The sequence below is a fragment of the Streptococcus sp. F0442 genome (assembly GCF_000314795.2).
In the GTDB taxonomy this organism is placed as follows: domain Bacteria; phylum Bacillota; class Bacilli; order Lactobacillales; family Streptococcaceae; genus Streptococcus.
In genome coordinates this window covers 444701-470925 of record NZ_KB373314.1, presented here as the reverse complement: position 1 = coordinate 470925, position 26225 = coordinate 444701, and the positions used below count along the sequence as shown (strand labels likewise).

The 26225-nt window shown below is 41.0% G+C and carries 25 protein-coding genes, 1 pseudogene and 1 other annotated feature (1 of these 27 cut by a window edge); of the genes and pseudogenes, 23 read left to right on the top strand and 3 right to left on the bottom strand.

The annotated features are described in order from the left end of the window. Window positions 1-55: 55 nt before the first annotated feature. Both HMPREF9186_RS02475 and HMPREF9186_RS11610 read left to right on the top strand, forming a co-directional pair. Window positions 56-1048: a hypothetical protein gene (locus HMPREF9186_RS02475; RefSeq protein WP_009731244.1), complete on the top strand. Its 993-nt coding sequence runs from the start codon at window positions 56-58 to the stop codon at window positions 1046-1048. Window positions 1049-1458: 410 nt separating this feature from the next. Further along, window positions 1459-1953, top strand: a complete 495-nt coding sequence (locus HMPREF9186_RS11610) for a CPBP family intramembrane glutamic endopeptidase (RefSeq protein ID WP_232198425.1) — start codon at window positions 1459-1461, stop codon at window positions 1951-1953. A 124-nt stretch (window positions 1954-2077) separates the two neighbouring features. On the opposite strand, the gene HMPREF9186_RS02465 is transcribed toward HMPREF9186_RS11610, so the two are convergent. Further along, on the bottom strand, window positions 2078-2956 hold the full coding sequence (locus HMPREF9186_RS02465; protein ID WP_009731243.1) for a polysaccharide deacetylase family protein: 879 nt from the start codon (window positions 2954-2956) through the stop codon (window positions 2078-2080). Window positions 2957-3132: 176 nt separating this feature from the next. Here HMPREF9186_RS02465 and HMPREF9186_RS02460 point away from each other — a divergent pair, with 176 nt between their 5' ends. The 15 genes and pseudogenes from HMPREF9186_RS02460 to HMPREF9186_RS02390 all read left to right on the top strand — a co-directional run bounded on the left by HMPREF9186_RS02460 (window position 3133) and on the right by HMPREF9186_RS02390 (window position 15895). Then, window positions 3133-4419 carry a homoserine dehydrogenase gene (locus tag HMPREF9186_RS02460; protein WP_009731242.1) on the top strand — a complete coding sequence of 429 codons (1287 nt, stop codon included), beginning with the start codon at window positions 3133-3135 and terminating at the stop codon, window positions 4417-4419. Window positions 4420-4421: 2 nt separating this feature from the next. Next, a complete protein-coding gene (gene thrB, locus HMPREF9186_RS02455; RefSeq protein WP_009731241.1) occupies window positions 4422-5288 on the top strand; it encodes a homoserine kinase in 867 nt (288 codons plus the stop codon). Between the two features lie 126 nt (window positions 5289-5414). Beyond that, the gene (locus HMPREF9186_RS02450; protein ID WP_232198424.1) at window positions 5415-6353 is read left to right on the top strand and encodes a hypothetical protein; all 939 of its coding nucleotides are present in this window, start codon (window positions 5415-5417) and stop codon (window positions 6351-6353) included. A 196-nt stretch (window positions 6354-6549) separates the two neighbouring features. Further along, the gene (gene murB, locus HMPREF9186_RS02445) at window positions 6550-7446 is read left to right on the top strand and encodes a UDP-N-acetylmuramate dehydrogenase (RefSeq protein WP_009731239.1); all 897 of its coding nucleotides are present in this window, start codon (window positions 6550-6552) and stop codon (window positions 7444-7446) included. A 208-nt stretch (window positions 7447-7654) separates the two neighbouring features. Next, window positions 7655-8812, top strand: coding sequence for an ABC transporter ATP-binding protein (locus HMPREF9186_RS02440; protein WP_009731238.1), 1158 nt, complete (start codon window positions 7655-7657; stop codon window positions 8810-8812). Further along, window positions 8793-9599, top strand: a complete 807-nt coding sequence (locus HMPREF9186_RS02435; protein ID WP_009731237.1) for an ABC transporter permease — start codon at window positions 8793-8795, stop codon at window positions 9597-9599. The genes HMPREF9186_RS02440 and HMPREF9186_RS02435 overlap by 20 nt, the downstream gene beginning before the upstream one ends. After that, window positions 9596-10369, top strand: coding sequence for an ABC transporter permease (locus HMPREF9186_RS02430; RefSeq protein ID WP_009731236.1), 774 nt, complete (start codon window positions 9596-9598; stop codon window positions 10367-10369). Before HMPREF9186_RS02435 ends, HMPREF9186_RS02430 begins: the two co-directional genes overlap by 4 nt. Beyond that, on the top strand, window positions 10366-11436 hold the full coding sequence (locus HMPREF9186_RS02425; protein ID WP_009731235.1) for an ABC transporter substrate-binding protein: 1071 nt from the start codon (window positions 10366-10368) through the stop codon (window positions 11434-11436). The genes HMPREF9186_RS02430 and HMPREF9186_RS02425 overlap by 4 nt, the downstream gene beginning before the upstream one ends. A 147-nt stretch (window positions 11437-11583) precedes the next feature. Then, on the top strand, window positions 11584-12027 hold the full coding sequence (locus HMPREF9186_RS02420) for a hypothetical protein (RefSeq protein WP_009731234.1): 444 nt from the start codon (window positions 11584-11586) through the stop codon (window positions 12025-12027). Window positions 12028-12076: 49 nt separating this feature from the next. Continuing rightward, window positions 12077-12508, top strand: a complete 432-nt coding sequence (locus HMPREF9186_RS02415; protein ID WP_009731233.1) for a hypothetical protein — start codon at window positions 12077-12079, stop codon at window positions 12506-12508. A 59-nt stretch (window positions 12509-12567) separates the two neighbouring features. Continuing rightward, window positions 12568-13011, top strand: coding sequence for a lipoprotein BUG3 (locus tag HMPREF9186_RS02410; RefSeq protein WP_037614018.1), 444 nt, complete (start codon window positions 12568-12570; stop codon window positions 13009-13011). A 46-nt stretch (window positions 13012-13057) separates the two neighbouring features. Beyond that, complete coding sequence (locus HMPREF9186_RS02405) at window positions 13058-13522, top strand: hypothetical protein (protein ID WP_009731231.1); 465 nt, start codon at window positions 13058-13060, stop codon at window positions 13520-13522. 35 nt (window positions 13523-13557) lie between these two features. Beyond that, window positions 13558-15230: pseudogene (locus HMPREF9186_RS11725) on the top strand (hypothetical protein). Between the two features lie 19 nt (window positions 15231-15249). Beyond that, complete coding sequence (locus HMPREF9186_RS02395; protein WP_009731228.1) at window positions 15250-15537, top strand: hypothetical protein; 288 nt, start codon at window positions 15250-15252, stop codon at window positions 15535-15537. A 13-nt stretch (window positions 15538-15550) separates the two neighbouring features. Continuing rightward, a complete protein-coding gene (locus HMPREF9186_RS02390) occupies window positions 15551-15895 on the top strand; it encodes a hypothetical protein (protein ID WP_009731227.1) in 345 nt (114 codons plus the stop codon). Window positions 15896-15914: 19 nt separating this feature from the next. Here HMPREF9186_RS02390 and HMPREF9186_RS02385 read toward each other — a convergent pair whose 3' ends face one another. Beyond that, entirely contained in the window at window positions 15915-16343 is a 429-nt protein-coding gene (locus HMPREF9186_RS02385; RefSeq protein WP_009731226.1) for a DUF6556 family protein, read from the bottom strand. Window positions 16344-16534: 191 nt separating this feature from the next. On the opposite strand from HMPREF9186_RS02385, the gene HMPREF9186_RS02380 reads away from it, so the two are divergent. The 3 genes from HMPREF9186_RS02380 to HMPREF9186_RS02370 are packed head-to-tail and all read left to right on the top strand — an operon-like array spanning window position 16535 to window position 19514. Further along, window positions 16535-17677 carry a cysteine desulfurase family protein gene (locus tag HMPREF9186_RS02380; RefSeq protein WP_009731225.1) on the top strand — a complete coding sequence of 381 codons (1143 nt, stop codon included), beginning with the start codon at window positions 16535-16537 and terminating at the stop codon, window positions 17675-17677. Between the two features lie 18 nt (window positions 17678-17695). After that, the gene (gene thiI / locus HMPREF9186_RS02375; protein ID WP_009731224.1) at window positions 17696-18916 is read left to right on the top strand and encodes a tRNA uracil 4-sulfurtransferase ThiI; all 1221 of its coding nucleotides are present in this window, start codon (window positions 17696-17698) and stop codon (window positions 18914-18916) included. Window positions 18917-18968: 52 nt separating this feature from the next. Further along, window positions 18969-19514, top strand: a complete 546-nt coding sequence (locus HMPREF9186_RS02370) for a lipoprotein (RefSeq protein WP_009731223.1) — start codon at window positions 18969-18971, stop codon at window positions 19512-19514. Window positions 19515-19682: 168 nt separating this feature from the next. On the opposite strand, the gene ppdK is transcribed toward HMPREF9186_RS02370, so the two are convergent. Continuing rightward, the gene (gene ppdK / locus HMPREF9186_RS02365; protein WP_009731222.1) at window positions 19683-22301 is read right to left on the bottom strand and encodes a pyruvate, phosphate dikinase; all 2619 of its coding nucleotides are present in this window, start codon (window positions 22299-22301) and stop codon (window positions 19683-19685) included. Window positions 22302-22542: 241 nt separating this feature from the next. Between ppdK and HMPREF9186_RS02360 the strand changes: the two genes are divergently transcribed. Genes HMPREF9186_RS02360 through HMPREF9186_RS02350 form a run of 3 tightly spaced genes read left to right on the top strand, consistent with a single transcriptional unit; the run spans window position 22543 to window position 25960 of the window. After that, entirely contained in the window at window positions 22543-23181 is a 639-nt protein-coding gene (locus HMPREF9186_RS02360; RefSeq protein WP_009731221.1) for a helix-turn-helix transcriptional regulator, read from the top strand. Between the two features lie 2 nt (window positions 23182-23183). Then, complete coding sequence (locus HMPREF9186_RS02355; RefSeq protein ID WP_009731220.1) at window positions 23184-23996, top strand: pyruvate, water dikinase regulatory protein; 813 nt, start codon at window positions 23184-23186, stop codon at window positions 23994-23996. A gap of 53 nt (window positions 23997-24049) precedes the next feature. After that, window positions 24050-25960 carry a fructose-bisphosphatase class III gene (locus HMPREF9186_RS02350; RefSeq protein WP_009731219.1) on the top strand — a complete coding sequence of 637 codons (1911 nt, stop codon included), beginning with the start codon at window positions 24050-24052 and terminating at the stop codon, window positions 25958-25960. A gap of 187 nt (window positions 25961-26147) precedes the next feature. Continuing rightward, window positions 26148-26225 (top strand) — a sequence feature (ribosomal protein L21 leader region) (it continues 10 nt past the right edge of the window).

The following is a 26225-nucleotide window of genomic DNA, read 5'->3' as shown; positions in this document are numbered from 1 at the left end:
TTAAGACAGAGTAAACAAATGCTAAATCACAACAAGCTACTAACTAAGGAGATTTATGGTGAAAGATTATAAAGAACTAAGAAGACGTTACAATATTCCAGCGATAGTCATTCTGCTTATTCTAGCTCTACCATTTTTATATATCGTGCAAGTGACCCAAAGTAAAAGGATCGCGACCATTTGTTTTTTGATTTACTTACTGATGGAGCTGATTCTAGTTATCATTAAAGATACTCTTTTAATCAAAAAGTTGAATAGTCTTATCTATAAGGGAATAAATCTTGACTTGATGGCAAGCTATATTCTGAACCAAAAAAGAAAGAGTATCAAAACTATTAAAGCGCGTGTACAGGTTGCCACTATTTTCTATTTCTATAGGATTGGTGACTTTGGATCCATTGAAGCGGTTGTAGACGAACTCAAAAAGAATCAAAAGTTTACAGATGCTGAACAAGTAAAATTAAACGAAATTTTATTAAATGCGTACCTATTTTCTAGACCTGATTTGAAGGAAGATGAGTTCGAGGAATTGCTCTCTGACTATTTAGCAGATGTTGAACCACTCAAGATGGCATACAGAGCTCGCTATGATCTACTGGTCAAAAAAGAGCCCAATGATGCCGTTCTAAAGGAAGTGACAAACAACAAGTTCTCACAATTGGAATCTATGTATCTGAAGGCAGTCAATGAGTACCTCAAAGGGAATAGAAATAAGGCAATGGAGCTATTTCGTACCATTGCGAAAGAAGATGAGGGATTGTATCTGGTCCGAATGGCTCAGGCCTATCTAGATAGTGAAAACTCGGGAGAAAAGAGTGTTTCACTTGATGAAAGACAAGAAGAAGTCACTGTGAAACTATTGCGAATGAAGCTGATAGAAGTGAAACCATCTAAATCTGCTAAATCCACAAAAGGGCTTGCTTTTTTCAAAGGCTGGAAACTCGCACTTCTTTTAATTCCGCCGTTTTTATTGTATGCGATGGTTTTAGTCGTAGTAGCAGTTATCAAAAAAATAGGGTCGTTCGTTCTCTCGAAATCTGAAAAATAGATAATTGGACTGAGTAAAATATTGAAATTAACTTTTATAAAAGACTTATTTGAAAGGAAGATATGCTAAATAGACTATTAAAAAGCCCTATTTTAAGTTGTTCAATGATATTTGTTATCTGCTCAGCAGCAAGGCTATTCGAATACTTCTATATAAGGACAGATGAAACTTTTTTATCGGAGAATTTTCTACACAAGCTATTTGGAATACTTTTATTGTGGGGAATTCTTTCAATTAGCAAATTATGATGGATAGATATTGGTTTTACACGAAACGGAATTATAAGTGGTATAGGAAATGGCCTGATCTTTGGTTTAGTGTGCTCCATCTTTGCATATACAGTTGAGTGTATTGTTCTCTTGTTTCTTCATGGCAATGTTCACTTATCATTTTATGCGAGTGGTTTCTCTTTGACTGATGAAAAAGGAACACAAGCAGGCATCTTGTTTATCTTGTTAAGTGTCTTATTTAACCTGATAAACGTGTGGATGGAAGAAGGAGTTTTTCGTGGCCTTTTCACCAAAATTCTTGAAGGGATTTCTTACCGTAAGAGTCTATTCTTTATAGCCTTCCTATTTGGAATATGGCACTTGGCAATGCCGTTCAGAGATTATCTTCAAGGAGAATCTTCCCTCACAAATCTTATTGTTATGGGAATTGGTTATGTCATCCTATCGGGAATGATGAGCATCAAATGGTCCTTACTCTACAAAATGACAGGTTCCTTGTGGCTAGGATTAGGAGACCATCTTTTCAACAATCTAGCTTCAAATCTGGTTCATGTTGTCTCAAATTCTGAAGGGGATAGTTTGCAGATAGTAAGAATTCTTCTGTGGCAGTTGTTGTCATTTGCAATTGTTTTAATCATTTATACAAGAAAGTCAAAGACGATAGCTAATCAATGATGAAGCTTTTTTAGGAATTTTTGAATCCTATTATAGTTTATAAACCGACGGTTTAAAAAGGAATTGTTTATAAGGAAGTAACAAAAACCCCCTGTCTGAAATGATCTCAGACAGGGGTCTTTCTTTATTCTTGGATCATGGCTAGGAGATCCTCTCCTGTAGTGGTTGGAAGGATCCGAACTCGTTTGAGGGAATAGAGGCCATCAGCGGAGCTGGCGAGTCCATTTTTAGTGGTGAGGCCTAGTTTGTAGTCGGCTTTCTTGGCTTGGTCGATTGTGACCTGGCTGTAGCGACCAGATGGGTAGACGATAACGCTAGTATTTTGATCCAGCACCTTATCCAGCAGGCGTTTAGAAGCGACGAGCTCATTCTTTTGGGTCTCAAGGCTGGAATTGGCTAGGTCTGGATGATTGACCGTATGGCTTTCAAAGGTTAAGCCAGCATGTTTCATCTCTTTGATTTGGTCAAAGGTCAGGACATTTTCTTTTTCCTGTTGGGTAAAGTCCGTGATGATATTGTTGGTGGCTGTCATCTTGTATTTCTTAAGAAGTGGAAAGACAATGGTATAGAAATCCTCGACGCCATCATCAAAGGTCAACCAGACATATTTCTTTCCTTTTGGAACTTCGTTCTTTGCGAGGATCCGATAGGCCTCCTCAGGGGTCAGTGTGTAGTAACCCGCTTTTTTCAGGGCCTTCAGTTGGCTTTCAAAGGTTTCTGGATCAACTATCAGATTGGCATTGGCAGCTTCGGACTCAGCCATATTATGTACAGAGTGGTACATGAGGATGGGCAGTTTGACCGGCTTTTTTACTCGGGTCCACTCGATAGAGGAGCTTTGTTCATCTAGTGAGCGCGTCATGGCAGTGTTACTTGTATTTCTGTCACTCGGCTGAGTGATGCGCTTGATCAGAAGAAAGCTACAAATAAAGATAGAGACCAAAAGAAGGGCATTGATCCCAAGGAGGATTTTGATTTTTTTAGGGACTCTTCGTTTACTCATGGTGTCACCGCTTTCATTGTTTTCTTTATTGTACCACAAATTCTATGTTTTTTTCCAGAACTTACTACAGGCAGATTCTGTCATGAGAATTCAGACTTTTTAAGGCAATTGGCTGTCAAAAGCCCAAGTTTTTGTTATAATGGACCTATTATAGAAAATTCAAGGAGACCCATAGGATGTCTGTTAAGATTGCCTTACTAGGATTTGGTACTGTTGCTAGTGGCGTACCATTTTTATTAAAAGAAAACCATGAAAAAATTACCCAGGCAGCTCAAGATGAAATCGAGATTGCTAAGGTATTGGTTCGCGATGATGCGGAAAAGCAAAGCTTGCAAGCTGCTGGTCATGACTATAACTTTGTGACCAATGTCGATGAGATCATTGAAGATAAAGAGATTGTCATCGTGGTTGAATTGATGGGCCGGATTGAGCCAGCGAAGACCTTTATCACCCGTGCTCTTGAAGCAGGTAAGCATGTCGTTTCTGCTAACAAAGACCTTCTAGCTGTTCATGGAAGTGAATTGTTAGAGGTTGCTCAAAAACATCAAGTAGCTCTTTATTATGAAGCGGCCGTAGCGGGTGGGATCCCAATCCTTCGAACTTTGGTGAATTCCTTGGCTTCTGACAAGGTGACCAAAGTGCTCGGTGTGGTCAATGGAACATCTAACTTCATGATGACCAAAATGGTGGAAGAAGGCTGGACTTATGAAGATGCTTTAGCAGAAGCGCAACGCCTTGGTTACGCTGAAAGTGACCCAACCAATGACGTCGAAGGGATCGATGCTGCCTACAAGATGGTGATTTTGAGTCAATTTGCCTTTGGGATGAACATCCAATTTGACCAAGTAGGTCACAAAGGGATCAGCCAGATCACTCCTCAAGATGTCTCTGTTGCTCAAAGCCTTGGTTATGTGATCAAACTGGTCGGCTCGATCGTTGAAACGCATTCAGGGATTGCAGCAGAGGTGACGCCAACCTTCCTTCCAAAACAACACCCACTTGCTGGTGTGAACGATGTCATGAATGCGGTCTATGTGGAATCCATCGGGATTGGTGAGTCTATGTACTATGGACCTGGTGCTGGCCAAAAACCAACTGCGACAAGTGTCGTTGCCGATATCGTTCGTATTGTCCGTCGTCTAAAAGAAGGAACGATCGGTAAAGCCTTCAATGAATACAGTCGTCCTCTTCAATTGGCTAAGCCTGAAGATGTGAAGAACAATTATTACTTCTCAATTAAGGCACCAGATGCGACTGGTCAAATCTTGCGTCTCGCGGAGATCTTTAATGCAGAAGGAGCTTCCTTCAAACAAATCCTTCAAGAAGACACAGATGGTCACTATGCAAGTGTGGTCATCATTACCCACCAAGTCAACCAGACACAATTCAAGAACTTGGTTGAAAAACTGGATTCAGAGCCGAATTTCGAACTCTTGAATACCTTTAAGGTCTTGGGAGAATAAGCATGAAGATTATTGTTCCAGCAACCAGTGCCAATGTAGGGCCCGGATTTGATTCTGTTGGTATCGCTGTTTCTAAGTATTTGACCATTGATGTGTTAGAAGCGCAAGAAAACTGGTGGATTGAACACGATTTAGGAGAGGAGATTCCAAGCGATGAAGAGAATCTCTTGCTTCAAACGGCTCTCAAAGTCGCAGCCGATTTGCCTCCTCATCGTCTCAAGATGACCAGTGAAGTTCCTTTGGCGCGTGGACTTGGTTCTTCTAGCTCTGTTATCGTAGCGGGGATTGAGTTGGCCAATCAACTGGGTAAGCTAGCTCTAAGTGATGAAGATAAACTAGAAATTGCGACAAAAATCGAAGGTCATCCTGATAACGTAGCCCCAGCTATTTTTGGAAATCTGGTCGTAGCTAGCTATGTGGATCAGCAGACCAATCATTTGGTCCTTCCATTCCCTGAGTGTGACTTGGTAGCCTTTGTTCCCAATTACGAACTTAAGACCAGTGATAGCCGAAATGTCCTTCCTAGTGAGTGGACGTATAAGGAAGCTGTGGCAGCTAGTTCAATTGCAAACGTGGCCATTGCTGCCCTTGCTAAGGGAGACTTGAGAGTCGCAGGAAAAGCTATCGAAGCGGATCGCTTCCATGAACGCTACCGCCAACAGTTGGTTGCAGAGTTCCCTCAGGTGAAAGAAGTTGCGCATCAACACGATGCTTATGCCACTTACCTTTCTGGTGCAGGGCCAACGATCATGAACCTTTTGGCACCGGAGTATACCGCATCCTTTGTAGCAGCTCTCACAGCACTTGGGCTAGATGGTCAGATTTTCCAACTTAAAATCGACACATTTGGCGTTCGTGTCGAGAAATAAGACTAAATGTAACACAATTGAAAAAAGGATGTATACATTTGTATATGTCCTTTTTCTTGATCCTATGGTAGAATAAGGAACTGTATGGGGAAATGCTCAAGCTTTCCCAATCATGTAGGGGGAAAAATGAAACCAGAATATTTACATAATATTGCTACAGATCTTGGTCTGCAGTTTGATAGTGAAGCGCGTGTCATGTATGGAGAGCGCGAGGGATTTTTATTAGTCATTGAAGGAACGGAAACCAAAAATGTTTTTAACATTTCATTCAGTGCTAAGCAAGGATCAGAGGGAGATTTGATCGAAGAGGGAAAAGACATCTGGGATGACTTAAAAACACAATCAAAAGCCATTCATGCGATTTCCTTCAATGATTATCTAACAACTGTCGTCGTCAAAGGTGGGATGACCAAAGGGAAGGCTGTCGAAACCTTGTGGACAGCCATCCAAGATATTGTCGATTTCTTGCTCAACCACCAATTCGTGCAAGTCAATGCGGCAACGGGTGAGGAAGAACCAATTGGTCTGTATCAAATCGGTGATACCATCTATTTAATCGATGATGCTACCTTCCAGGACTACCATGCAGAGGTTCAAGATACGGTTCAAGCATACGACGATCGGAAAGAAAACTTCCTTTTGGGGATAGTTGGGGCCGTAATCGGTGTGATCATCGGTGGAGCAGTTGCCCTCTTAGTAGCGCGTCTCGGCTATGTATCTGTTTTGGCAGGTGCAGCCCTCGGTTTTTGTACCATCAAGGGTTATGAGATTCTTGGTAAAAAATTGACTAAAAAAGGTGTGGTAGTTTCAGCAATTTTAATGGTCTTGACGGTCTTTTTGGTCAACCAATTAGATTATACTTTGGCGCTTATGAGTGAACTGGATTTGCCATTTGATATGACCTGGACGCTTCTCAATGAAGCGACATTCCAAGGGGACGTCCCAGATAACTTTTATTTGAATCTAGGCTTGTTAGCTGTCTTCACTCTTGGTGGTGCTTGGATTTCAGTTCAATCAGCTCTGGAAGGGAAAAAGAATCGTGCCATCGCACGTAAAATTGCCTAATTTATTAGAAAAGAAAAAAGCTGGGCAGGCCGTGTCCAGCTTTTGCTATTTCCTAGTAGTGAGTGCGTCCAATACTTTTTAAATTGGCTTGAAGAGGCTGGTGAATTTACCAGCCTCTTTCTTTATTGGGGGTCGAAAAAAAGTCAAAAATTTGGTATAATAGTTTGTATTTTATAGAGAGAGAACATATTGAAAGATGATCGAAAAAATGAACCAAATTCTTGAAGGGATTGATATCCGTTTTCAAGAACCATTAAAACATTATACCTATACAAAGGTTGGGGGAAATGCTGAATTTCTGGCCTTTCCTCGCAATCAATACGAATTAAAACGCATTGTACGCTTTGCGAACCAGGAGAATATTCCATGGATGGTCCTGGGGAATTCTTCTAATATTATTGTCCGAGATGGGGGCATTCCTGGTTTTGTTATTATGTTTGATCGCTTGAGGGACATTAGTGTAGATGGCTATGTGATCGAAGCAGAAGCAGGTGCAAAACTCATCGAAACGACTCATGTAGCCCTGTACCATAGTTTAAAGGGATTTGAGTTTGCAAGTGGTATCCCAGGAAGTGTCGGTGGGGCTGTTTTTATGAATGCTGGAGCTTATGGGGGAGAGATTGCTCATGTTCTGGTATCTTGTAAGGTCTTGACCAAGGAAGGGGAAATTGAAACCTTGTCGGCGAAAGAGTTGGCTTTTGGCTATCGTCACTCAAAGATTCAAGAGACAGGTGCTGTCGTCATCTCTGCCAAATTTGCTTTGTCTCCAGGTAATCATGAGCAAATCAAACAGGAGATGGAGCGTTTGACCCATCTTCGTCAGCTCAAGCAACCTCTTGAATACCCTTCTTGTGGATCGGTCTTTAAGCGTCCAGTAGGCCATTTCGCTGGTCAGTTGATTAGTGAAGCAGGACTAAAAGGCTATCGAATCGGTGGTGTTGAAGTCTCTGAAAAGCATGCTGGCTTTATGGTCAATGTGGACAATGGAACAGCTAAGGACTATGAAGATTTGATCGCTTATGTCATTGAAGCAGTCGAGGCTCATTCAGGTGTCCGTTTAGAACCAGAAGTTCGCATTATCGGCCAAGCCTAAGAACGTTAGTATTGAAGAACAATTGATAGTGTAAACATCGATAGCATCTGTTGGAGAGGGGGTGAGTGCCTATCGATACCGTAAATAGGTGGGGCAGTCTAGTAAGTCCCCGAGAGGTATTGGTGGCCTGACAGGTTTTCCTGTCAGCCGCTGCGTTTTCGTTTGAAAAGCAGTTTGGTAATCGCAGTAAAGAAGGAATTTATGTGAATTGAAAAAACCAATTATTGAGTTTAAAAATGTTTCAAAGGTCTTTGAAGATAGCGGAACCGTTGTCCTAAAGGATATCAATTTTGAATTGGAAGAAGGGAAGTTCTATACCCTGCTCGGTGCATCTGGATCAGGGAAATCGACCATCCTTAATATCATTGCCGGTCTTTTGGATGCTAGCGCTGGAGATGTCTACCTTGATGGGGAGCGGATCAATGATGTCCCAACCAACAAGCGGGATGTCCACACAGTCTTTCAGTCCTATGCTCTGTTTCCTCATATGACGGTCTTTGAAAATGTGGCTTTTCCCCTTCGTTTGAAGAAGGTAGACAAGGCTGAAATCGAGAGACGAGTAACAGAAGTCCTCAAGATGGTGCAATTGGGAGGCTTTGATAAACGTTCCATCCAGAAACTTTCTGGTGGGCAACGCCAGCGGGTAGCTATTGCACGGGCTATTATCAATGAACCACGAGTGGTCCTTTTAGATGAGCCTTTGTCTGCACTTGACTTGAAACTTCGAACAGACATGCAGTATGAGTTGCGAGAATTGCAACAACGCTTGGGCATTACCTTTGTCTTTGTTACCCACGACCAAGAAGAAGCCCTTGCCATGAGTGACTGGATTTTTGTCATGAATGAAGGGGAGATCGTCCAATCTGGGACACCAGTTGATATCTATGATGAACCGATCAACCACTTTGTAGCCACCTTTATCGGGGAGTCCAATATCCTTTCAGGTCGCATGATCGAGGACTACTTGGTTGAATTCAATGGCAAACGTTTTGAAGCCGTCGATGGGGGAATGCGTCCAAACGAACCAGTCGAAGTCGTCATTCGTCCTGAAGACTTGCAAATCACTCTTCCTGAAGAAGGCAAGCTCCAAGTGAAGGTGGACACCCAGCTCTTCCGTGGTGTGCATTACGAGATCATCGCCTATGATGATTTGGGAAATGAGTGGATGATTCACTCAACCCGTAAGGCTATCGTGGGAGAAGTCATTGGGCTAGACTTTGAACCAGAAGATATCCACGTTATGCGTCTCAATGAAACCGAAGAAGAATTCGATGCGCGGATCGAAGAGTACGTTGAAGTGGAAGAGCAAGAAGCTGGTTTGATTAATGCCATTGAGGAGGAAAGAGATGAAGAAAACAACCTCTAATCTATTTATCCTCCCCTATTTCTTGTGGATTTTTCTCTTTGTCTTGGCTCCTGTAGTCATGATCATCTTTCAATCGTTTTTCAACGTTGAAGGGCAGTTTTCACTTGAAAACTACAAAGAGTTCTTTACTTCGCAAAATCTGACTTATTTAAAGATGAGCTTTAATTCGGTCCTTTATGCCGGAATTGTCACCTTGGTGACGCTCTTGATCTCCTACCCAACTGCTTACTTTTTGACGCTTCTCAAACACCGGCAGTTGTGGTTGATGTTGATCGTCTTGCCGACCTGGGTCAATCTCTTGCTCAAGGCATATGCCTTTATCGGAATCTTTGGCCAAAACGGCTCCATCAATAGCTTTTTAAGCTTTCTCGGAGTCGCTCCCCAGCAGATCCTCTTTACCGATTTCTCCTTTATCTTTGTAGCTAGCTACATCGAGTTGCCTTTTATGATCTTGCCGATCTTTAACGTCTTAGATGACTTAGATCCAAACTTGATCAATGCCAGCTATGATTTGGGTGCCAATCGTTGGGATACCTTCCGTCGTGTGGTCTTCCCCTTGTCCATGAATGGTGTCCGCTCAGGTGTGCAGTCTGTCTTTATTCCTAGTCTGAGTCTCTTCATGTTGACACGGATGATCGGTGGAAACCGCGTCATTACCTTAGGGACTGCGATTGAACAGCACTTCCTGACAACACAAAACTGGGGAATGGGTTCTACCATCGGAGTTGTTCTGATCCTTGCCATGCTCTTTACCATGTGGGCAACGAGAGAAAGGAGAGAACGATGAAAAAAGTATCTCATTTCTATCTAGGTTTCGTCTTTCTGATCCTCTATCTTCCGATCTTTTATTTGATCTTTTATGCTTTCAATGAAGGGGGAGATATGAATGCCTTCACAGGCTTCACACTTGAGCATTTCAATGAGTTGTTCGCAGATAGTCGCCTGATGCTGATCTTATCAGAGACTTTCCTGTTGGCCTTCTTGTCAGCCTTGATTGCGACGGTGATCGGAACCTTTGGAGCCATCTATATATACCAATCAAAGAAGAAGTTAGAAGGACCATTGCTTTCCATCAACAACATTCTTATGGTAGCGCCAGACGTTATGATCGGGGCCAGCTTCTTGATTCTCTTTACGACGGTGAAGTACCAGCTAGGTTTCCTTTCTGTTCTGGCTAGTCACGTGGCTTTCTCGATTCCTATTGTGGTCTTGATGGTTTTGCCACGTCTCAAGGAAATGAACCGGGATATGGTCAATGCAGCCTATGACTTGGGAGCTACCCAAGTGCAAATGCTCAAAGAGATCATGTTGCCCTATCTGACACCAGCTATTATCGCCGGCTACTTTATGGCCTTTACCTATTCTCTTGATGACTTTGCCGTGACCTTCTTTGTAACCGGAAATGGTTTTACAACCTTGTCTGTAGAGATCTACTCACGTGCGCGTCAAGGGATTTCCCTCAGTATCAATGCCTTGTCCGCCCTTGTCTTTCTCTTTAGTGTGCTCTTGGTCATCGGTTATTACTTTATTACCCGTGAGAAGGAGGAAGCAGCATGAAAAAACTTTATTCATTCCTAACTGGGATTGTCCTTGTCATTCTGGTCCTCTGGGGAATTAGTCACCAGATCGAAGCGAGCATGAATACCAAGAATAGTGACAAGCTGGTCATCTATAACTGGGGAGATTATATTGATCCTGAATTGCTCCAGGAATTCACCAAAGAGACAGGGATTCAGGTGCAGTATGATACCTTTGATTCCAATGAAGCCATGTACACCAAGATCAAACAGGGGGGCACGACCTACGATATTGCGATTCCTAGTGAATACATGATTGCTAAGATGATGGATGAGCATCTGGTTGAAAAATTGGATCAATCCAAGATCAAAGGGATGGAAAACATTGATCCAAAACTCCTGAACCAATCGTTTGATCCGGGCAACCAATATTCCGTTCCTTATTTCTGGGGAACCTTGGGGATTATCTACAATACCAAGATGGTCAAAGAAGCACCAGAACACTGGTCAGATCTCTGGCGTGAAGAGTACAGAAATGACATTATGATGTACGATGGGGCGCGTGAGGTAATGGGAATTGGTCTCAATACCTTGGGCTATAGTCTCAACGAAAAGGATCCAAAGAAATTGCAAGAGGCGGTGGATAAACTCTACACCTTGACGCCAAATATCAAAGCTTTGGTGGCAGATGAGATGAAAGGCTATATGATCCAAAACAATGCAGCTATTGGGGTGACTTTCTCAGGGGAAGCCAGCCAAATGTTGGATGCCAATGAGGATCTTCGCTATGTCGTCCCAACGGAAGCCAGCAACCTTTGGTTTGATAACATTGTCATTCCAAAAACCGTTAAAAATAAAGAAGCAGCATATGCCTTTATTAACTTCATGCTTCGTCCTAAAAATGCTTTGAAAAATGCTCTTTATGTCGGCTACTCAACGCCAAATAAAAAAGCCAAAGCCATGTTGCCAAAAGAAATCCAAAATGACCAGGCCTTCTATCCAAGTGATGAAACACTGGACCATTTGGAAGTCTATCAACAACTTGGAAAAAAATGGCTCGGAATCTATAATGATCTTTACCTTCAGGTCAAGATGTATCGAAAATAACACAAAAGGAACCTCCGGGTTCCTTTTTGATTACCTTAGAAAAGCTCTAACTAGTGAGTTAGATTGAGATTCAAATGAAAGATGCTATAATAGTAAAGAAAGTGACTGGCCCATTCAGTCACGAAATGATTGATAGGAGAAAAAGAAATGAAGAGACGAGTGGAATTATTTTTGATCATCCTGTTACCGATTCTAGGACTTTTACTTCTAGGAGGAAAGATCATGAACATGACGAAGAAACCAGAACAGAAGGTAACGGCTTCTTCTTCAAAGAAAGTTGTACAAAAATCAAAGGAAGAAATAAAAAAAGAGCAAATCGCTTATCTCAAAGAGCACGAGCAAGAAATCGTCGATTTTGTGAAAGCTCAGAGTCCAAAAGTTGAATCCGTTCAGATTGATTGGGATGAAACTCAGATGAGTGATGGTGGACTTACAACTCCCGAATATAATATGAATGTTTTTGGGCGCATTAATCATATTGACGATTCTGGTTGGGGAATAGATATTCCAATTAATAATGATCAGTCAATTGAAATGCGAGAAATGTTTATGCTCCATGAACTTACGATTGGCGGAAAGCCTATTTCCTAATCAAGTACAATGGATTTTGAAAATGAACTGTTTTAGAGAAAGATAGAATATGATAAAACAAACGACGTTTAAATTAATCACTATATTAGCTCTCCTTGCAAGTATAGGAGGATGTACCATAAATTCAAAAGAGCAAACGAAACAAGTACCAATTGCAACCTCTTCGACAAGCAGAGAGGACAAAGAAGCGATAAATAAAAAACAAATCGCTTATCTCAAAGATCATGAGCAAGAAATGACGGCCTATGTGAAAGCACATAATGCTAACATTACGCAGGTGTCTTATGACTGGGACAGTATTAAAAGAGTTGTAGGAGGTAATGGAACACCTCAGGGAGGTGATGAAATACTATTAGTATTCGGTTATGCCAATGGAAGTGATCTAACAAATTTTAGCCTGAATTTTACCTTAGACGAAAATAAGATGCCTAAAATAGATTCAATTGGTTCAGACAATTTATATCGGGTAGAAAAGAAATGATCCGTCCGTTAGATAATGAGAGATGCAATAGAGGAATCAGTTTTAAACGAAATAAAATTATGAAAAAACAAATAAACAATCTGGTGATCACAATTACTTTCATTTCAACACTTGGATGTCTAGTAGGATGTGTGAAGCAAGAACGTGAAAAGAGCAGACAAGAGAAAATTGTCGCATCCTCATCAATTAAAGAAGACAAAGAAGGCATTAAACAAAAACAGCTCGCTTATATCAAAGAGCACAAGCAAGAAATCGTCGATTTTGTAAAGACTCAAAGTCCAAAAGTCGAATCCGTTCAGATTAATTGGGATGAAACTGAGTGGGGCGTGGGAGGAAATGGAACACCTCAAGGTGGTGACGAAATGATTCTCATTTTTGGAGGGTTTAATCAAAATCCTGAATCCAGTTGGCGAGTTGATGTGGTCGTGGAAGATGGCAAAATTAATTTAAAGACGATGTCTTTGGGCCAATACTTAAGGATGGGTGGAAGAATTTTCGAATAAACAAGTTGATAGATCAATTCGAAGTGTGTAGATTGGAGAGAAATGAATGAAGAGACAAATGGAACTATTTTTGATCATTTTGTTACCGATACTAGGACTGGTTTTTCTTGGAGGAAAAATCATGACCCTGACCAAAAGGCCGGAGCAGAAGATAACAAGCACTTCTTCAAAGAAAGCTGCTCAAAAAACAGAAGAAGAGATAAAAAAAGAACAACTGGACTACCTAAAAGAACACGAACAGGAGATTGTTGATTTAGTCAAAGCTCAAAATTCAAAAGTTGAATCCGTTCAGATTGATTGGGATAGTATGATCATTGAAGAGTCAGGAAACGGAACTCCGCAAGGAGGAGGATATAATTTATCTATTTCAGGTCAGGTTAATCATTTGGAGAACACAAAATTTTCGGTAGATTTTTATCTAGAAAATCGAGAAAGTTTGCCTAATATTGACAGGATGGGTATGTTAAATGATATCTATATTGACGAAAATGGTGGCTGGAAAATCTTTTAACAGAAACTTTAAAATAAAACTAGAATGAGGAAAAAATGGCAAATTGGAATTTAAAAAGTTTTGATGATATTTACTCGTCTATTGCTGAAAGTGCCTATAAAGATCGTCCAAATTCCTTCCCAAAATTATTTAATAAAAATAAATCTACTGAGATTGATTATTCAAAAAGTAAAAAGGATAACGAAGGTCAAATCACTAAAGGCGGAGGTACGGATCTGCCAAATGGTGGCAAGGTTTATCTTCAACCGGACAGTAAAAAGTTATTAGAAGATGAAGAAACTGGCTACAATGCCTATTATGTTACAGATACTGAGACGATCAATGCGAATACGCACCAGACTTATTTTGCTATTCGTGGAAGTGATGGTTTTGGAATTAATTTACCACAAATTAAGAAAGGAAATTTTAAGGAATTTAACTATCAAGATTGGATCAATAATGATGCAGCTTTTGCACTTACGGATGCGATTGTACCCCAAGCAAAATATGCTACAAAAGGGATGAAAGAAAAGATCACTGAATTAGAAGAAAAAGCCGCCCCAAATGCTAAAATGGATGTAACTGCTCATTCGCTTGGAACAATGGTATCCGTACAAGGTTTGGCAGGATTATCTGAATCAGAATTGAATCACGTTGGAAAAGCTGTTCTTTTTGATGGCCCAGATACAACAGCAAGTTTAAAAAAAGCTGGGTATAGTGATGAAAAACTGAAATTATTGGATAAAAAATTGTTTATTATGTCAATCCTTTTGATCCAGTTAGTATGCTCAATCGTGATAAACCATGGGATAAACAACTAGGTCAAGTCAACGTAGTTGTCCCGATTAAGTATACTAGTATGATGGACAAGTATTCTTCCCATGATTTCGGTGCCTATCAAATAGACAGTTATGGTAATATCCTAACAGCATCGGAATCCTATCATCCAGAGTTGTTAGTTGCAGGTCAGAGACTTGCTAAGCTGAACAGAAGAACTATAGATAACCTGAAGAATTATCTTCCTGAGGAAGCAATTGAACGCTTTGTGACAATGAAACCAGAAGTATTTCAAAAACTTACTTCATTGTTACATGAAGCATTTAAAGATCCTTTGAATCATAAGACAGAAATTTATTTAATATTACGTGACGGATTTGGTATTGGTATCACTGATGTCACGAAAATAATTGCTAATCTACCTTCAATTGGTTCAGAAATTTTAGTATATTTACAAGAATATGATAAAATTATAAAAGATGCTCAGAAAGCTTCTTTGGAATGGGATCGAAAAAATTTAGACCTCAAGAATCCTAATAATTTGCACAACAGAATTAAAAGTGCTGGGAGTTATGCGGAACGAATCTTACTTCGTACAGAATTATTATATGCGGCAGTTCAGTTGGCAGATGCAGAAATTGAGCAAAAGGTTTCAGAAACAGAGAAAATGATCACGACTGCGGAAGGAAGCGTAAAAGTATCGGTTGAATTATCTAGAAATACTATTTCTGCATTAGGATGGGCATTATCAGCAAGTGAAATAGAAAGTTTAATGACTGATTTGACTTTTGAACATTTGTGGGATAGCGGAATTGCGGAGACCGATAAAAGTAATTTAAAGAACTACAAAGAAAAAATGAGTGGCTTCTCAAAGAGTATGATTCAATGTGCCCAGAAACTTGTAGAGGTTGATGCAGAAGGTGCTACTGAAATTTTTGGATCTTTAACATAAAAGAAGCAAGGAGGAAACGATGCCAATAAGTTTATCATTTAAAAATGAAAAACTAGTGGAAGTACTGAAAGCGCAGCAGAGATTAGCAATAAAAGCGGCTGTTGCAGTAGCAGTAAATGCTATAAAGTTAACAAATGCACCTCTACAACGAAACTTGAAATCAAAAGCAGAGGAATTAGAAAACTATGCTAAAAAGACTTACAGTGAAAATATCACGGATGGTCTTGAAGGACAAGCTGCAACTGCAGCAAAAGACTATTTGTCTAAAGTGAGCAAACCAGAACTTACTAGTCCGCTTAGAAATTGAGAATTGATAGAAGATGAAGGAAGATCTTTATAAATTAGAATTTGAATTTGATAGCAAGATGAAACAGTTAAAGAAAAAAGAGGAATCTCTTGAAGAAGATCTCTCTTATTTTCTGCAGCAAACGGACCAGTTGAAAGAAGAAGTCTATCGCATGGCAGAAGGTGAGTTACCTGCAGAAGTTCATACTTATTTTTTCCAAATGGATGAAAATAGTGAACGATTTAGACGTGACGTCTTTGAACAATTGGATCAAATCCAGGAAGAGCGCTCAAAGCTCAAATGGGAGTATGACAACGAGATCGATGCTTTCTATAAACATCAGAAAAAAACTGAATCAGAAGCTAGAAAAAATCAGTAAGATTGTCCTTACTGATTTTTTAGTTGGTTCCGGATGATGCTGTATCTGCGCCACTGTCTGTTGCTGTGGAGCCTTGGTCTTGTGCGGCAGACGAACTAGATTCTGTAGCGGATGAGCTATCGGTTTCTTTTTGTGAACTTGTATCTGTATTGCTTGAATCGGTTTGCGTATTGGCATCTGTATTGGTAGCGCTTGAGTCAGACTCCTTATCGTGAACCACGACGACGCTGGTGCTGCTAGATGGTTTGTCTTCTGTTTTTTGGTTGTCTTTATTAAGCAGGCTTATAATGGTAAAGGAAGTGACGATAATCCCTAGAAGACTAGCAATTGTAGCTACAACCGTTTGAAATAGTGATAGACCTTGTTTTACCTTTTCACCGCGAGAAGGTTTGGTATCTACTTGTTCCTCAGGTTTTTGATTCTTGTTACTTCTTGAATATTGTGACATGTTTGTTCTCTTTCTATCATGAATTTTTTTTAACACTTTCCTATTATAAGTCATTTTCTGAAAAATGTCTAAAAAGAACTGAATTTTATAGAGGGATTTCACCTCATCTATCTTTATCAAATCCTTGTCCCAAGCTGTTAGAAATGATAAAATAGAAGTTACGTAAAAAGAAAGTGATGGATGCGTAGGACATGATTTATTTTGACAATTCAGCAACGACCAAACCTTATCCGGAAGCCCTTGCTACCTATACGGAAGTAGCGACTCGGATTTGGGGGAATCCTTCTAGTCTGCACAATTTAGGAAGTCAAGCTACTCGTATTTTAGAGGCTTCCCGGAAACAGATTGCGGAGCTAATTGGCAAGAAAGCTGAGGAGATTTATTTCACGTCTGGTGGGACAGAAGGGGACAACTGGGTCCTCAAGGGTGTCGCTTTTGAGAAAGCTCCTTATGGCAAGCATATCATTGTCTCTGACATCGAGCATCCTGCCATTAAGGAATCGGCTACTTGGTTAGAAACGCAGGGATTCGAAGTGGATTATGCGCCAGTGGATGCCCGGGGCTTTGTCAAAGTGGATGCCTTGGCTAACCTACTTCGTCCGGATACGACATTGGTCTCTGTCATGGCCGTCAACAATGAGATTGGCTCCATCCAACCCATCCATGAAATTGCTGCTCTCCTAGAAGATCGCCCAACTATTAGTTTCCATGTTGATGCGGTTCAAGCCTTGGCCAAGGTAGCAACGGCGGGCTATCTACCAGAGCGCGTGGACTTTGCGACCTTCTCTAGTCACAAATTCCATGGTCTTCGTGGGGTTGGATTTGTCTATATCAAAGAAGGCAAAAAGATCACCCCTCTCTTAACGGGTGGGGGCCAAGAAAAAGAAATGCGCTCGACAACTGAGAACGTGGCAGGTATCGCAGCAACCGCAAAAGCCCTACGCTTAGCTATGGAAAACCAAGAAGCTTTTGCCAGTAAGACCCAGCAGATGAAAGAAGTGATCCGCAAAGAATTGGCCAACTATCCAGATGTCACTGTCTTTTCTTGTGAGGATCACTTTGCCCCTCACATCTTGACTTTCGGGATCAAGGGAGTTCGTGGTGAAGTAGTGGTCCATGCCTTTGAAGAGTTTGATATTTACATCTCGACCACTAGTGCCTGCTCGTCCAAGGCTGGAAAACCAGCTGGTACCTTGATTGCCATGGGGGTGGACAAGAGTATTGCCCAGACAGCTGTTCGCTTGAGTCTCGATCTGGAAAATGACATGAGCCAAGTCGAGCAATTCTTAACCAAATTCAAACTGATTTACGAACAAACACGAAAAGTACGTTAATTTTAGAAGGAAATCAACATGACCTTAACCTATTCAGAAATTATGATTCGCTATGGAGAGCTTTCTACGAAAGGAAAGAACCGTATGCGTTTCATCAATAAACTTCGCAATAATATCCAAGATGTTTTATCTATTTATCCAGCTGTCAAAGTGACAGCGGACCGCGATCGGGCCCATGCTTATCTACATGGGACAGATTATGAACCAGTAGCAGAATCGCTCAAGCAGGTTTTTGGAATCCAAAATTTTTCACCTGTTTACAAGATTGAAAAATCAGTCCCAGCCTTGAAAGTAGCAGTGCAAGGGATTATGAAAGAGATTTACGAAGAAGGCATGACCTTTAAAATCTCAAGTAAGCGGAGTGACCATACCTTTGAGCTCGATAGCCGCGAGCTCAATCAAACCTTGGGTGGGGCTGTCTTTGAAGCGATTCCAACCATTCAGGCACAGATGAAAAAGCCAGATATCAATCTGCAAGTCGAAATCCGCGAAGAAGCAGCTTACATCTCTTATGAAACCATTAAGGGAGCTGGTGGCCTTCCTGTTGGTACATCTGGCAAAGGGATGCTCATGCTATCTGGTGGGATCGACTCTCCAGTAGCTGGCTACCTAGCCTTGAAGCGTGGGGTGGATATCGAGGCCGTTCACTTTGCGAGCCCGCCTTATACTAGCCCAGGTGCCTTGAAAAAAGCCCAGGAATTAACACGGAAGTTGACCAAGTTTGGTGGCAATATCCAATTTATCGAGGTGCCCTTCACAGAGATCCAAGAGGAAATCAAGGCAAAAGCGCCCGAAGCTTACCTCATGACCCTGACCCGACGCTTTATGATGCGCATCACAGATCGTATTCGTCAAATCCGTGGTGGCTTGGTCATCATCAATGGAGAAAGCCTCGGTCAGGTAGCTAGTCAAACGCTAGAGAGCATGCAAGCCATCAATGCCGTGACCAATACACCGGTTATCCGTCCGGTAGTGACCATGGACAAGTTGGAAATCATCGATATTGCCCAAGCGATTGATACCTTTGAAATCTCTATCCAGCCTTTCGAGGATTGCTGTACCATTTTTGCGCCAGACCGTCCGAAGACCAATCCCAAACTCAAAAATGCGGAGAAATATGAGGAACGCATGGATGTGGAAGCTTTGGTTGAGCGTGCGGTAGCAGGGATCATGGTAACGGAGATCACACCAAAAGCAGAAAAAGATGAGGTCGATGATCTGATTGAGGACCTTTTATAATAGAGACTGAGATTTTCCAGCCTCTTTTTAAAAAGAACTAGAAGGAGAGAAGATGAAAAAAATTATCGTGTTAATAACGAGTTTGCTTCTTTTGACAGGCTGTGTCAAAGTATCTTTTACGAGCTCAAATAAAGAATCAAAATCTAGCCAAACCTCAAGCAGTAAGAAAGAAGCCCTCACATTTGTTAGAGCTGACCAGTACAAAGATCAGGACAATGAGATTTTAGAACTTGCTGAAAAGTTTATCAAAGACAATCCGACGCTTGGGGATGCCGGAAAATTATTTGTCTTTTTCCCAGGTTATACTTTTGGAGATGAGGAAACTCGCTTGGCCCTGTTCTTAATGGTGAATCGGACCACTACAACCATTGATCGAGATGCCTCCTTTGTTGTGAACTTGGAATATGATAGAGCACCGATTCTTGAAAATATTACGGTAGATTATCAGATCAGCGAATCAGGTGTTTTAAAACCGAATATGGTTTCAGCTATTCCTCTCAAAATCACCAAAGAGCAAGAAGAAAAATTGAATAGCATGACCGATTCGTCGAAAGCTAAAATGAGTTTTAAAGACTTTAAATATAAAAGCAAGGGATAAGAGGAAGAAGAGAAAAAATAATTAGACTTCAATCGCCCTGAACCTAGAGCTATCTTCTAGGTTGAGGGGCTTTTTGATATCAAGATAAAGAAAGGGATCTAGTCTGTAATGGGAAGGCTAGATCCTTTAAAATATAGAGGGTTACAAGATATATTTAGTAAGCATAGCTTAGTTTTTCGCTTGAATCGCTGCTTGAGCGACGGCTAGTCTGGCAGCAGGAACCCGGTAAGGAGAGCAGGAAACATAGGTGACTTGAATGTCTTGGAAGAAGGAGATCGAAGAAGGATCTCCGCCAACTTCGCCACAGATACCGATAGTGAGGTTCGGTTTTACTTGACGGGCCTTGCTGATAGCAATTCTCATTAATTCACCGACTCCCTCCCTATCGATTTTTTGGAAGGGATCAAAAGAAAGAATATCCTTGTCCTTGTAGTGGCCAATGAATTTACCAATATCATCCCGAGAGAAGCCATAGGTCATTTGGGTCAAGTCATTGGTGCCAAAGCTGAAGAAATCAGCCTCTTGAGCCAGTTTATCTGCGGTTAGGCAGGCGCGGGGCAGTTCAATCATGGTACCAATTTCATAAGGGAATGGCTCCTGACCATACTGTTTGAAAAGCTGTTCAATATGCTGAACAAGATACTCTTTGATGCATGCTAATTCTTTTTGATCAGCAATTAAAGGAACCATGATTTCCGGCTTAATCTGTTGACCTTCTTGATGCAATTTGATAGCACTTCTAAAAATAGCTTCTGTCTGTATCTTGTAGATATCCGGCTTGGTTATGCCGAGACGGCAACCCCGGTGTCCCAACATAGGATTGCTTTCCTGCAGACTTTCAATGCGGTCGGCAAGTTTATCAGGAGATTTTTTTAGTTTGCTTGCTAATAATGCAATTTCTTGGGAATCCTTAGGTAGAAACTCATGCATGGGTGGATCGAGCAGGCGGACAATCATTGGTTTATCTTGAACGGTTTGGAACATTTGGTAGAAATCTACTTCTTGGAATTCTAGGAGCTTATTGAGGGCTTCTTTTGTTTCTTCTTCAGTATCCGCTAAGATGAGGCGACGCATTTCAAGAATCCGTTCTTGTCCAAAGAACATGTGTTCCGTCCGGGCCAACCCGACTCCTTTGGCCCCAAAGTTCATAGCGGTTGTCAAGTCTTTGACGGTTTCTGCATTGGCTCGAACTTGGAGGATGGCGAATTCATCTGCCCAAACAAGCAAGCGCTGGAGGTCTTGGTTGTTCTCAACTAGGACAGTTGGAAGTTCGCCACGATAAATGCGACCAGAATAACCATCTACGGAGATGAGATCTCCCTCCCTTAGAACCAGATTGCCACAGGAAAGGGTTTTATTTTCTTCACTGATAGTCAATTCTCCGCAACCTGCGACACAGCAAGTTCCCATGCCACGAGCTACAACAGCAGCGTGGGAGGTCATTCCCCCTTGGCTGGTGACAATGGCTTGGCTGACAATCATCCCTTCAATATCTTCAGGAGAAGTTTCTTGTCGAACCAGGATGACTTTTTTCCCTTCTTGATGGATTTCTTTAGCTCGGTCGGCAGTAAAGACGATTTGGCCAGTAGCTGCCCCTGGGCTGGCTGGTAGGCCTTGAGCTAAGAATGGTGCTTTCTCTAAGGCCACTTCCTCAAAGACAGGATGGATTAGTTGACTGATGGAAGCAGGAGCAACTCTGAGGAGAGCTTCTTCCTTACGAATCAGACCTTGGTCTACCATATCTAGAGCAATCTTTAAAGAAGCTTTGGCTGTTCGTTTTCCATTTCGGGTTTGGAGGATGTAGAGCTTGCCTTTCTCAATGGTAAATTCAATATCCTGCATATCCTTATAGTGGTTTTCAAGGATCTTGGCGTAGTCACTGAAAGCCTGATAGGTTTCAGGTTGGATTTCTTTTAAGGCTGCAATCGGCTCAGGAGTGCGGATCCCAGCTACCACATCTTCCCCTTGAGCATTTAGCAAAAATTCACCAAACAGTTCTGCCTCCCCAGTTGCAGGGTTTCTAGTGAAGCAAACCCCTGTCCCACTGGCTTGGTCACTATTTCCAAAGACCATGGCCTGGACATTGACAGCTGTTCCTAAATCATGAGGGATCTGATGAAGCTCCCGGTAAATTCTAGCCCGCTTGTTATTCCAGGATTTAAAGACTGCTTGGATGGCAGCATAAAGTTGCTCATTCGGGTTCTCAGGAAATTGCTTTTTGTGTGTGGAGTAGAGATCTTTATAGTGTTGGATCAATTCTTGTTGCTGGGCCAGGTCAAAATCATGGACCTTTTTATTCTGTTTTTGTTCAAATGCTGCTAGTTGGTCATCAAAAAGTCCCTTATCGATACCATAGACCACATCAGCAAACATCTGGAGTAGACGGCGATAGCAGTTGTAGGCGAAATCAAGATTGGTTTCTTTGGCCAGTAATTGAGTCCGTTGATCATTGAGACCAAGATTGAGAATGGTATCCATCATCCCTGGCATGGAAAACTTGGCCCCGCTACGCACAGAGACTAAGAGCAAGTGAGGATCCTCTCCGCTAAAGGACTTACCCGTTTTGTCTTCCAGTTGAGCAACCGCTTTCAAAATTTCCTCTTTTAAAGAGGAATCAAAGAAGTCAGGATGATCGAGATAGTGGATACAACTTTTTGTGGTGATGGTAAATCCAGGAGGAACCGGTAGTCCCAGATGGCTCATCTCAGCTAAATTAGCGCCTTTCCCACCCAGGAGATCATTGTCCTTCGCACTTCCTTCTTCGAAGGAGTAAATCCATTTTGTCATATAAGCCTCCAAAAAAACTAAATATGTGTCACATTTAAGACAAAAACATTGTATTATACATCACATAAATTTGTCAAATAAAACATACATCTTTTTCTGTTGACTAATTGGATTATTTTGCTATAATATTCAGTAAAAAATGATGATTATTTGAAAGTAAAGGATGAAAATATGATGAATATTGCTTTGAAGATGTCTGATATAATCATCATGGAGCTAGAAATAGAAAGGCTAGGAAATTTTGAAATTAAGTGAACGTCAAAAGAAAATAGTTGAAATTGTTAAAATGCATCAGCCCTTAAGTGGGGAGAAGATTTCTGATTTATTGGATATTTCAAGAGCGACCCTGCGCCCAGATTTGTCCTTTCTGACCTTGGTTGGTATGTTGAAAGCGACTCCCAAAATTGGCTATACTTATTCTGGATTAGATCTAGAAACACTTTTCTTTTTTGATACTTTTCAAAAAGAAGTAGCAGAGATCATGACCTCTCCGGTTTTAGTCACCCATGATTCCTATATTCAGGATGCCATTATCACCCTATTTATGTATGATGCCGATGTCCTCTATGTTATCGATGAAGACAAGCTCTTACTGGGAATTATGTCCCGTAAAGATTTATTGAGAGCATCTCTTAATTCAAGTATCCAGACGACTCCTGTAGCAGTTTGTATGACTCGAATGCCACATATCATTACCTGTACAAAAGACATGAACATCCTAGAAGCGGCTGCCCTCCTGCAGGATCATGCCATCGATTCCTTACCGGTAGTCGATGAGGAAAATGACCGAAAAATTGTGGGAACGGTGACCAAATCAGTCTTGCTCGATTACATTATCCTACAAGCAAGAAATGCTGAACTGAAGAGTGAAGAGGAATAAATATGAAAAAAGAGATCATTGTATATAGTATTTCAGATTCTTTGGGTGGAACTTCCCAAAAATTATTGTCAGCAGTTACGGCACAGTATCCAGATATCATTTTTAATAATAGTTCCCGTTTCCCTTTTATCAATCAAGAAGAGGAACTCTTGGATATCTTATATGATGCCTTAAAGGATGATGCGCTTGTCATCAGCACCTTGGTCAATAGTCAGTTAGCATCAGTAGCCAGGGAATTTAGCCAAAAAAATGGTCTGGCTTATTTAGATCTCATGCATCCATTTTTTGAAATCATTCAAGAAAAGACCGGAACCAGACCAATCGAAGTTCCAGGAACCTTGCACCGCTTGGACAGTGATTATTTTAAAAAGATTTCAGCAATTGAATTTGCTGTGAAATATGATGACGGTAAGGCACCCCAGGGATTTTTAGAAGCCGATTTGGTCCTGCTTGGTGTTTCCCGTACATCAAAAACACCCCTGAGTATTTACCTGGCCAACAAGGGCTATAAGGTTGCAAATTTGCCTTTGATCCCAGAAGTTCCTTTACCTCAGGTCTTGGATAAGGTTGATTCTCGTCGCTTGATTGGTCTAATCTGCGAGCCCGAAAAATTAATGAAAGTTCGAAGCCATCGCTTGGATTCTTTAGGATTAACACAAGAAACAAGCTATACGGATTTAGAAAAAATCTATCAAGAATTGGATTATTCCAAGAAGGTCTTTAAACAATATGGCGCTCAAGTCATCAATATGACGGATAAATCGATTGAAGAGACAGCTTTCCTAATTGAGGAGCAAGTAAAGAAGATGAACTGATTCTTGAATCAGTCTAGATTGGGTTGTAACTGCAGATTCCTTGGAGAAATGATATGGAGCAATATAAGCGTATTTTACTAGAGAAATTTGATTCTCGTCAAAAAGTCATTACTGAACTCACTAATCTTGAGGCCATTTTAAACCTACCAAAAGGGACAGAACTCTACATAAGTGATATTCATGGAGAATTTGCGGCTTTTGATTATATTTTGAGAAGTTGCGCTGGAATTTTAAATGAGAAAATTAATGATTGCTTTGCAGCTTCCTTGACACAAGAGGAAAAGAATACACTGTCAGCTCTGGTATCTTATCCAGAGCGAGTTTTGGAAGGAGTGAATAAGGAGAAAGAGTGGTATAAATCAACGATTTCTCAACTCTTGACTCTATTGAGTTTTGTAGCAGCTAAATATAGCCGTTCCAAACTGAGAAAGGCCTTGCCCCAGGAATATGCCTATATTATAGAAGAACTGATCTATAGTGATCTTACGCTAGCTGATAAACATTCTTATTTCCATACTATCTTAAGTTATGTTATTGAACTAAGAGAAGCGGATCCCTTTATCTTGGGAATTGCCAGCAGTATTCGTCGCTTATTGATAGATCACCTGCATGTGGTAGGAGATATTTTTGATAGAGGGGCTGGAAGTGCCCAGGTAATGGATGAGCTTCTTCAGTTTCATTCCTTAGATATTCAATGGGGCAATCACGATATCATTTGGATGGGAGCTTTTTTTGGATCCAAGGCGTGTTTATTGAATGTATTGCGCATTGCAGCACGCTATGGTTATTTATGGGATATCGAAAAAGCTTATGGCTTAAACATTCGATCCTTAACCTTATTTGCGGATAAAACCTACAAAGCCAATCCTAAGTTTAGGCCTATCCTGGGGACAAGAGAGGAGGAATTTACACCAGAAGAAATATTACAGCTGGAAAAGGTCCATCAAGCGCTGGCCATTCTCCAATTTAAGATAGAAACTCAATTGATGAAGAGACGGCCAGAATTTAAGATGGGAAATCAAATCTTGCTGGATAACATTGATTATTGGAAGAATACAATCAGCATTGACGGGAAGAGCTATTCCTTGAAAAATACCTGCTTCCAAACCATAGATCGGGAAAATCCTTCTGAACTATCCTCAGAAGAAAAACAAATAGTAGACAGTATGCTGGCTTCCTTCCAAGGATCTCCCAAAATGGCCAAACATATGGAGCTGTTAATGAAAAAAGGTTCCATGTATAAGGTTTACAATCATCACTTGCTTTTTCATGGTTGTATTCCCTTGAAACCTTCTGGGGAATTTCAACCTCTGCTTCTTCATCAAGCCCAGTATGCGGGGAAAGAATTACTAGACTTTTTCGAATATCATATACGCTTTGCGGCAAAAAACAAAGAAGTTGGGGACGACCTTTCAACGGATTTAGTATGGTATTGCTGGCGAGGGCAATTATCTCCTCTCTTTGGGAAGAATAAGATGACGACCTTTGAACGGTATTTTATTGAGGAGGCAGAAACGCATAAGGAAATAGAAAATGAGTATTTTAGCTATCGCAATTCAAAAAAGATTTGCCAATTAATTTTAGAGGAATTTGGTCTTGAAGCCAAGGTATCTCGCATTGTGAATGGACATACACCAGTGAAGACAGGAAAGGGGGAATCGCCCATTCGGGGTGAAGGACTACTCTTTGTCATTGATGGGGGTCTTTGCGAAGCATATCAAAAGAAGACAGGTACAGCAGGCTATTCACTCCTTAATAATTCCTATGGTTTTCAACTGGTAACCCATCAGCCCTTCCAAGACATTCAAAAGGTAGTAGATTCGCCATTTGAGCAAACTTCCTTGAAGAGGGTTATTGAAGACCTGGAGGACCGTACTCTCATCCAATCCACCACCATCGGTCAGAACTTACTGGAACAACAGCAAGAACTGATCCAATTGCTCCATGAATTTTATGATGGGTGAGATCATTCATAAAAGGAAACAACTAAATCATAAATAGCTTCTTTATAAAGATAGCTGAGATTTATAGAAGTCATTTAATTCTAGTAAACACTTAAAAGAATTTTTTAAAAGAAAATTCGTTTTCAAAGCGCAAAAATGCTTGTCTTTGTCTGATAGAAGTGATATACTAAGAGAGTTGACTATGCACATGCCTGTGCAACCGCTCGATCATCGTTGCTCATTTTCATGAGAATAAGTGGTTCGTCCCACGATGCTAGGCGAGTCT